The following is a 9904-nucleotide window of genomic DNA, read 5'->3' as shown; positions in this document are numbered from 1 at the left end:
AAACCCATATGGAGCGTCTTGTTACAGCTGATACTTTTATGTAGGATAATCCAAAGTCTTAAATACTTTTCTGAATGCAACATGTATCAAATAAATCTCTATCGTATATTTACCAAACCAGTTTAATATTGCCAAAATACCATTTCTCAACTTTAAAATCACAGAAGATTTATTCTCTGTCCATTCAAAGAGCAACATTAGAATCTCGCAGATTGTCAAATTCATCAATGCAAGTAAATATACTCCCATTATCTTTTTGTTATATAGCTGCAATGGAATCATCATCCAACATAAAAGTATCAGCTGTAACCAGACGCTCCATATGGGTTTTCCCTTCTTTTCCCAGGCTAATTTTCCAATATATACACCGATTATAAATGCCGGAACCCTCTTTGTTGCAATACTGATATTCATATATAGATCTTTTGCATACAATTGCAGCATCATTGTAACAATTGTAGCTGTCAGGCACAATACAAGTACACGCATCTTTGCTTCTGTATGATCCCGGACTTTCTCAATCACATCGAATATATATGGAAAAATAAGGTAACAAAAACCACATAATAATATATACCAGAACCATTTATTTTCTCCAACAAAGAATGTAAGAAAAAATAGATCCGAAAACATCTGTACTAATCCATTATGTTCTTCAATCAGATCCAGCCATATCCATGCCGGTACCGCAACCAGAAAATATGGAATCAGTATTTTTACAAATCTCCTCTGATAAAACGATTTCAGCTCTGCCCTCTTCTTCCAGGAATAATAAAGTCCTAAACCTGATACCAGAAGAAATATATCTACTCCGGAACTTTTAACATAATTATAAAACCAGTAAACTATACCAGAATATCTGACGTTATATCCCTTGCAATCTTCTGTAAAATGGAAAAACACAATCAATAAAATCTGTATTCCCATAATTGCTCCCCTGTATTTCGAGAACATTTCATATGCAAAATAATGTTTTTTCATAATACACACCTGTTACTTTCGCATTTTGTCTATATCAATCTGTTTCTGACTCTTCATTATCTCTTTGTAAATTCTCTTACAGTTATTATAATCTTTATATACAAAGAAATCATCTGCGCGCTTTACATACTTTTCTTTCATAACACAATTGTTTTGCATATATTCACACAGCAGATCCACAAGCTGTTCTGTCTTCGTGCAAATCTCACCGAATCCCATTGTATCGTAGAAGAAGATTCCATCTTCGTAATGTGGTGGCAGTTCTTCCGGGTGGAAATAAACAATCGGCTTTCTCATGTAAGCGAAATCAAACTGAACTCCTGAATAATCCGTAACCATCAAACTAGATTCTGTCAATATCTTTTCATAGCTTAAATCTCCAACAGATGGAATTACTTCTACTTCTTCATTCGGTGTAAAATCATCTGCCTGTGAACTCAAAATCGGATGCAGTAAGAATTTAATCTTATATCCAGTCTTCTTTGCACAGTCAATCAATCGTTTATGATTGATCAGATTATTATACACCTGATAATATGTAGAGTTTTTAAACTCCGGATTATATCCCCTCTGATCACCTTCACTCGTTGTTACCGGAAGTGCATTGTACATTCTCCAGGTTGGTGAAAGCAAAATCTGTTTCTGATCATTACTGATCAATCCATCATATCGTCCGATTCCTGTTAATTTCAACACATCAAAATTCTGATATCCATATGCATGTTTGGAGAGATTTTCATATTCATATTTCGATGCCAGGAAATATCCTGTCGTATTATCAATAATCCTTCTCTGTGCCATTGCACACTTCTGCACAGATAATCCGTGCTGCAGACACATAGATGAAAAATTGCAAAGTCCTCTGAAATATTTGGACTTTTCTTTACGGAATCCATTAAACGGGAACAAATGTGAATTTGTGATCAATACAAGATCTGCATTTAAAAATGCAAGCTGATGCATCAGCGAATTTGTTGCCAATGGCTTATATCCGTCTTTTTTCAATTTTTTATAATCCGGCGTTTTCTTATCAATTACATAATATCTTGTAACACCATCTTCTAATTTTGCCGAATAGCGGTACAGATATTCGCAACTGTCTCCTCCTTTGTATAATTTGTCTAACATCAACCAGATTTTTTTCTTTTTAAAATATGGTCTTGTAATCCAATATAACCACCGGAGTGCCAATGCATGGCGGCTGTATTTAGAATTGATCTTCAGCAGATTCAACTGGAACTGTATCTCTCTTTTCAAAACATTTACAATATTTGCTTTTTTAAATACAATCGAATTTTCCGCATGATGGCATAAATATTTATTAAAATGCCAGTAGGAATATCTTGGTATTTTACTTAATTTCGCCCAGTGATCCGAAAATGTAATTCTCAACTGATATTTGTCATTTTTATCTTTTGCATAAAACCGTACTGCCTGATTTTTCTTATTTGGATTCAAGGGCAATTCCAGATGATAAGTAATTCTTCTGTAAGCCGGAACTCCAAAATATTTTGTAAGGGAATAAGAATCTGTATCCTCTACCTTTATCATCTTTCCGTTAAATTCAGCATAAAAATCAATTCCTCCTTGCGCAAATATGCTGATCAGAGAACCATCCAGCCAGACTTTTCCATCTACATAATTCATCATTCCGATTGAAAAATAATGACTGTTTACAGAAGAAATACGATTTCCATTAAAGTACATCACAAGATCCTTTTCCTCTGTCTCCGGATCAATCTCCTGTCGATACTCATATTTCACATTATCAATTCCATATTTGATTCGAAGGAACATACATAAAATCTGCGGATTCTTCGATAAATACTTATGTAGGTCCTGATTCGTAAGATAATAATCATCAACAAATCCGAAAATTTCTTTTACTACCTCTAAGTATTTATCAAACTTCTTTCCAAGAAGCTGTTTTTTATTGCGATTATCAAGATTACATAAGAAACGGTTCAGAACATAATATACCGCATAATTTTGTATAAACAGGCTATCTTCCGAATCCCTTAATAATGGCAATAAATATTTTTCTGCGGATTCTTCATACCACTGTGAATAATGCGCAGGAATGTGATATAATACCTGATTTTCCTTCGGATCAAAATAATAATACTCTGCCCTGTCTGTTACCAGATATTTTTTTTCATTATTCAAAATGCGCAGCAACACATCCGTGTCATATTCAAACATGATTTCAGTATTAAAGGTATATGTTTTTAAACATGCTGTCCGTATTACCGCACCTGGCAAAGCAGTTTGCAGTGCCCAGTAATTCTTTGTAATATCTACTCCATAAGTTCCTTTAATTACTTTTTTACTTAAAATATGTTTTTTAGGCTTTTCAGAAACCAGCAGATTATCACAATACTGTACAGGGAGCAGAACAGATACTTCTCCCGGATTCATGATTTCGTTCTGTAATACTACACCTTTCGTCTCATGTTCTTCCTCATGTTCATCCTCTGATTCAATTTGTGACTCTGATTCCGCTTCCGGTTCTTCTATCTGCTGTTCTTTTTCATCTTCCATTACACTGGCTGCATGTTTCAGAAACCCTTCACCCAGCCAGTCTCCTTCTTTCATGAAAATTGTATACTGTGACTCACTTTCTCTCACACATTCATTATAAGCATCCGCAACGGTGGCTGTCTGTTTGAATGTAATCTGTTTTTTATATTTCTTAATCTCTTTTAATGATTTTATCTGTTCCAGATTACCGGTTCCAACAATTATAATTCTGTCATTCTCTAATATCTGATTTTCACAGCTTTGTACCGTTTTCTTTAATTTATCTGCATTTTCAAGAAATGTGATAATTATTTCATATCTTATTTCGTTCATAAAGCATCTCCTGTTATTTCTATAATTATTTCTCATTAGAAATGATTCTGCACATACTTTTGTATTATAATATAAATGGCTACAAACTTTCAATAGTCTGTAGCCATTTTCATATTCTTCTTTGATTCTTTTAGTGGCATCCACGAGCTTTACATTTGCTTCTTGCTGTCGGATCTGTCGGATCCCATGTATGCCATGATGCAAGTTTTGCTGCTTTCGGTTTTCCAAACGGACCAACCGAAGAGCTGTTATAAATAATTACCTTTGTTCTCAACCGGCAGTTATCATAAATCCATTTTGCATCTCCCGCTCTTAATCTTACACATCCATGCGAACAGGTTGTTCCCAGTTTATTATAAGCATTCACACTTAATGTAGAATTGCTTCTTGTACTGTAGAACACAGAATGGAATAATACACCGCCATGAATTCTTGTACACCACTGTCCATAGCATGGTCCCATCAATGTCTGCCAGCGATATTTTGCCGGTGTATAGAATGTACCTACCGGTGTTGCCGCACCGCCTGAACATACAAATGATTTTACCGGAATAATATAGCCGTTATCTCCGTCTTTTGCATAAACAGTAACAACATTCATCTTTTTATTAACTTTAATCACATAAGAGGACTGTTTTCCGATAATCTTGCTGACATCTTTTACAAGTTTTCCCTGCGCATCATAATATAATTTTAATCCGTTTATATATTTCCATCCTGCCGTTCCTTTACGGAAACGATTAGAATATCCGCCATATAATTTCTTGCCATCTACTGTACGATATGCACGAATCTTATAGTAATAATACTGTCCTTTTTTCAGGCCCGAATTAGTCCATTTTACAGTACGTCCACTTTTAATATTCTTTACAAGTGTATATTTCCCTGATTTTGACGTAGATCTGTAAATCTCATATCCACTCGCGCCATATACTTTTACCCACTTTAAATTAACCTTTGTCTGAAAGCACTCAGAACTTGCCTTAATCGTTGTTGTTCCCGGAAGTGCACGACCGGATTTTGCTTTTGATAAATCACCGTAACATTTTGTCTTTCCTGAAAGACGATATGCACGCACCTTATAGTAATAAGTAGTTCCACATGTTGTTGTCTTATCTGTATATGAGGTTGCATTTGCTATAACTTTTAATGCCTTGTAAGTTCCATTTACAGATGTACTTCTATATACTTTATAGCCATTTGCACCATTGACTTTACTCCACTTTACAGTAACTGCATTGTAAGATGTCGTAGATGCAGATGCAGTACGCTTTACTGAAGAAGTTCCTACTTTTACTTTCTGCTTCGAAACTGGTGAATACTCTCCAAATACTGCTTTATCTCCAACTATACGATATGCACGCACTTTATAATAATACGTCTGATTAAAAGTAACCTTCGTATCATTATAATTTACTGTTGCTCCGGATTTAACTGTTTTTATTGCTTTATATCCACTGTCTTTTGATGTACTGCGGTAGATTTTGTATCCGGAAGCTCCTGTAACCTTTCCCCACGAAAGACTAACCTTATTGTATACAGAACTTGTCTTGATATCAGAAGTTCCAACTACAATCGAAAATGTTGCTTTGGCAGTATCTGTATAATTACCGATTCCGGTTACGGTTATCTCCGCAGTTCCGACATTCTTATTATTCGCATAAGACACTTTATAATCGGTATTTTCTTTTAACACTTTACCACCAAGTTCTACTGTAACTGCAGGCTTCACGGCTGTTCCTGTGTATGTAGCTGACTTGTTTGCCACTGTAACCGCTGCATCTTTCAAAGATGCCGGAGAAATTGTAAATTCTTTTGTTAATTCTCCGGTAACGCCTTCATTTTCTTTTCCCTTTACAGTAACTTTGGCAGTTCCTGCATTCACATTATCAGAATATGCAGTCTCATATTTGTTCTCATCAAGAACTGTTTCTTCTTTTGATTCATCTGTTCTCACAACTTTAATCGCCGGTGTGACTTCTTTACCAGTATATGTGATACTGGCGGAATCAGCAATCTGAATCTCATATCCATCAGATTTGATATCCATCAGTGCGCTACTTTCGCCATCTGCGGCGTGTACCTGTGTAGACACTATGAAAGTGAACGCCATAACAAACGCTAAAATACGTTTTAATTGTTTTTTCATCTGCATCTTTTCTTCTCCTTTTTAATAATTTATGCATATTACTATGATTATACCATAATCTCATCTGTATTCCACACCAACTTTATGAATTATATATTAAGATACATTAGAAAATCAAAAATGACAAAGGATTTTTGGTTTCAGTCCTCTGTCATTTCTTTTTCTACTTTTTTAATAAGATAGCATCAATTGCCTTATCTGCCGCATGACCGTCATATTCATCATAGTTATCTTTTACAAACTGATGTACCTTTTCAATCTCATAATCCTTATTTCGAAGTGCACGCATCATTTCTTCAAATGTATCACACACTTTTCCAGGTGCGCATTCCTTTACACTTCTGTGCACACCGCGTGACAATTCATAAACTTCTCTGTCCGGTGTGTAAAACAAAATCGGGCGCTCCATTAAAGAATATTCAAAATAGTTTGAAGAATAATCTGTGATCAGAATTTCCGTCACATAATACAGATCGTTAATATTCGGATAAGATGCAAAATCTATGATTCGGTTCTGATATTCCTGCGGAATCTGAATCGGATCATCTACAAACGGGTGCATCTTTACTAAAAATACATATTCTTCTCCACAAAAATCATAAATCTCTTTCAAATCCAGCCAGTCATAATTATAATTTGCTGTTTTCTGTCCGTCGCCACGATATGTCGGTGCAAACAGAATAATTTTCTTACTCTGCAGATTTGGATATTCTTTATAAAATTCATTTTTGAAATTTCGGATCTTATTTTCATCTAAAAATCCGTCCAGCCTCGGCATTCCAACCGGGAGAAAACGATTTTCCGGAAGTCCAAATACCTCCGCATATACCTCAACCAGTTTTGGAGCACCTACCAGTACATAATCATATTGCTTATGGCAGGAACCTGCCGGAAACGGTGTGCCACTTTTACCAAAGCGGCTGTACCCAACTGATTTGAAACCTACACCTGCATGCCACACCTGAATCAACTTCGTTTTCTTACATAATTTCAAAAAACCGAATACCGGTACATAATCATCAACAAAAATATAATCCTGTTTTGCGATCTTGAATATCAGCCCTGCCCAGCTAAGTATGCTCATATGGGATCCAACAGCTCTTCTGAATGAATACGAAATATGAAATTGCTTATCCAGTCCTCTTGCATGCAGCCTTTCATCTATTGACTTCAGGTTGCCCCACAAATAATCTTTCGTTTCACTCATCAACAGAATATTTTTTCCACGCTTTGGAAAGATATGCGACCATACAACGTAAAATGCCCGCATCAGAACAATCGCAGTATACATATTCAAACGCTTGAATTTACCCTTTAAAGTCATCGCTTCCTGCACATAACGGCGGGTTTTCCAATGCTTATTCTGTATCATAAAATAAGAATTCATCAAAAACCAGAAATTCTTTTCGTCCTCCAAAGAGCTGAACGAAATATTATATGCATACTTTCCTTTTCCATAACGGAATATTCTCGAATAATCGTCTAAAAGATACCCCGTTTTATGAGACGTAACACATACATAATCACTATCTGCTGTATGCGCCACGATTCTCCATTTTCCATTATTGAGAAATGCATTGTCATTCATCGCGGAAATATTCAAGAAAAAATAATAACATCCATTCTCTTTCTTTTCATAGGAAACCGGGATTTTTTCCAGAATCTCCGCACGGACACTCTCTGTGCCTTCCTGTTCTTCATGTATAATTTTTCCAATTCTTTCCAAACTGAATGTAGCATTATCCTTACAATTTGTCCGCACTTCAAGTGACAGGAAAATTCTTTCCCATTTTAAATTACAAATTTCAAAAAATACATCTGGCTTATTCATTTTCTTTTCCTTTCGCAGGACGAACCAGCTTCTTAACTTTATGCCAGAATTTTGCTGAAACAGACGGTTGCCAGATAGATTCAAATACAACAACACTTACATTTCCTGCCGGAATGTATGGAATCTTTGACTCTTCTTTAAATATATAACGTTCACCTGTTTCCGGCGTTCCTGGCTCAATTAATTTTAAAGAACCATCTGCCATGTACCAATACCATTTATCATTATCCTTTATTCGCATCTTTCTGCCTAAACATTTATAATGTGGGATAGAATAATGTTCATTAAGGAGTTCTGATGTACCATCATTAATGCCTGCTTCTGACATTCGATATTCAACAGAAAGATCCTTTCTGGCAAATACTGTTCCTTTTGATTCATCGAACTGATATTGTAATTTTCGGGATTTCCTGCCTCCGTTATAAACAACATCAAAAGAATTCATTCCTTCTTCCCAGATTGCCTCTGCTACAATTCCCTTTATTCCATTAAGTGGGATAAACGGAATCCGTTCACCTTCTCTGAAAATTTTTAATGGACTATATTTTTCATTATTTTCACTATATTCCGTTCTTTCAACATACGTATGATCTTCTAAGTACCAATACCAGCGTTTTCCTATTCGGAAACGAATCCTCCATCCTGCCGGAACGTGATTATGATATCCGAATCCATTGAAAAGTAATTTAAACATCCCATCATTCTCTGCATATCTTTCAGGAGTAAATTCTGTACTTCCCGAAGAAAATCTCCTGGTTTCTCCCGGTACCGAAGCAAATGTACCAACTTTTACTTCATCTTTTACGCCGCTGTTATAATGAATTGGATATGTTTGTCTGCGCTTCCACCATCCATAATCTTTTTTTTGCTTTTCTTTATTCTCCATCGCATGAATTGCATTTAAAATAAATTCAGATGATTCTTTTCTCTTTTCAGCCATGATTTTTTTTACTTTTTCGTAATCTGTCTTAGGCAGTGGATTATTAATCAAATCACTTTTCCTTTCAAATTTACGTTCTAACATGTCAAACATTTCTAATACATGCGTAACTTTATCTCCCATACGAAAGCCAACGAAAAGTTCTTTCTCAAACAAAATACTAAAACAACAGCAATGGAATGAATTTGTAAACACGGCATCTGCATAGCGGATGTACCCCAGCCATTCTTCAATTCCCATGTCATAATTATAAATAACTTCTACATCAGTATACTGCTGAAGACGTCCACCTTTAATTGGACGATCTGTAATTTCGACAATCTTTAAATTATGTGCTCTGGCATATTTTACAGCCTGTTCAATCGTAGCCTCTGCTTTTTCCTGTACATAATATAAGAACAAATAATGTTCTTCTTCCGGTTTTTTCATAAAATCATAATAAAATTCTTTTTCATGTAACAGTACTGGATCCAGCACTTCCGTAACATCCTGACTTATATTCTTTCTTAAATATTCTGCCAGAAATTTTTCACGGACGGAAACAGCATCAATGTCGTCAATATAATGAAGAAATGTCTTTTCATCCTCTTCATTTTCACTATGATATACACCTCTGCTCGCCGCATAGGAGATTTTCCATTTATTTTCCAAAGAAGAACACGCCAAAAAGAAACCGCGATCAAAACCAAAACCCGGCTCTTTCTTCCAGATAACATCTGTACAGCAGATATAACAATCAAATCCCGGATCTTCCACTTCTAACAAATCTGCATCATAAATTTTATCTGTTTTAATATAATTGGTATCAATAAAATTCTGAAATTTATCATATCTTCTTTCACGTTCATTATATAGCGCCTGATATTCGTCCCTTAATTCAGTAAAACGCTGCCAATTATCCGGATCCAATTCTTTTTTTCCGTTTTTTTCCATATTATCGCATATTTTTTTATAATACTCATATGGATGTCTGAGATTAAAATCATTAAAATATACAGGTGTATAACTGATAATTGTATTATCAATTTTATTTTTTGTTAAAAAATAAAATTGATAATACAATTATCAGTTATACACCTGTATATTTTAACAAAAACTGCTGAAAAGCAAAATTATGCAAAGGGCAAGCAAAATTTAATCCCTTCGAGAA

Annotated in this window: 5 protein-coding genes; all 5 read right to left on the bottom strand. The window is 35.1% G+C overall.

The annotated features are described in order from the left end of the window. Positions 1 to 36 precede the first annotated feature (36 nt). The gene (locus H8S07_RS13200) at positions 37 to 927 is read right to left on the bottom strand and encodes an acyltransferase family protein (RefSeq protein WP_186856182.1); all 891 of its coding nucleotides are present in this window, start codon (positions 925 to 927) and stop codon (positions 37 to 39) included. A 66-nt stretch (positions 928 to 993) separates the two neighbouring features. Then, positions 994 to 3834: a CDP-glycerol glycerophosphotransferase family protein gene (locus H8S07_RS13195; protein ID WP_243176036.1), complete on the bottom strand. Its 2841-nt coding sequence runs from the start codon at positions 3832 to 3834 to the stop codon at positions 994 to 996. A 130-nt stretch (positions 3835 to 3964) separates the two neighbouring features. After that, entirely contained in the window at positions 3965 to 5989 is a 2025-nt protein-coding gene (locus H8S07_RS13190) for a L,D-transpeptidase family protein (RefSeq protein WP_243176035.1), read from the bottom strand. 157 nt (positions 5990 to 6146) lie between these two features. After that, complete coding sequence (locus tag H8S07_RS13185) at positions 6147 to 7814, bottom strand: CDP-glycerol glycerophosphotransferase family protein (RefSeq protein ID WP_186856181.1); 1668 nt, start codon at positions 7812 to 7814, stop codon at positions 6147 to 6149. Beyond that, positions 7807 to 9687 carry a polysaccharide pyruvyl transferase family protein gene (locus H8S07_RS13180; protein WP_186856180.1) on the bottom strand — a complete coding sequence of 627 codons (1881 nt, stop codon included), beginning with the start codon at positions 9685 to 9687 and terminating at the stop codon, positions 7807 to 7809. The genes H8S07_RS13185 and H8S07_RS13180 overlap by 8 nt, the downstream gene beginning before the upstream one ends. Positions 9688 to 9904: the final 217 nt, after the last annotated feature.

Source organism: Dorea hominis (assembly GCF_014287705.1).
GTDB lineage: Bacteria > Bacillota > Clostridia > Lachnospirales > Lachnospiraceae > Dorea_D > Dorea_D hominis.
The sequence above is the reverse complement of the archived record's forward strand: the minus strand, read 5'-3'. Positions and strand labels throughout refer to the sequence as shown.